Annotated in this window: 1 protein-coding gene; it reads left to right on the top strand. The window is 39.8% G+C overall.

Annotated elements, in window-relative coordinates; genetic code table 11:
- Nucleotides 1–417 (top strand): carboxypeptidase-like regulatory domain-containing protein (locus tag AC1DWA_RS33560; protein WP_477917840.1); only part of this gene is annotated, 417 nt, incomplete at both ends.

Here is a 417-nt window from a genome sequence, read left to right as displayed (position 1 = left end):
TTCAAATACTCAGATTCAAGTATTTGACATAAGCGGTATTTTACTAAAAACACTCCTTGCGAATGCAGATGGGACTTTTAATGTTATTGATTTAATTCCTGTAACGTATTTAATTCAAGTAACAGCCCTAAACTTTGCCACAGCTATTGCCAGTGCCAGTGTAGCAGCTGAACAAACTACAAATATTATCGTGCCACTCACTCCCAATCCTGCAACCGTTACGGGGCAAATTATTAACAAACAAACAGGGGCACCTTTGTCTGGTGTAATTGTAACTATAACGGATCTTAACGGTCTTATTCTTGGTAATGCTGTAAGTGATATTAACGGCCAATTCATTATCCGGAACCTCCCTCCAAATACAGCAGTAATTACTGCTACCGCAACGCAGCCTGGTTTAGGTTCTGCTTCTACATC

It is taken from the genome of Rhodococcus sp. P4_F3_2 (assembly GCF_056401335.1).
The sequence above is the reverse complement of the archived record's forward strand: the minus strand, read 5'-3'. Positions and strand labels throughout refer to the sequence as shown.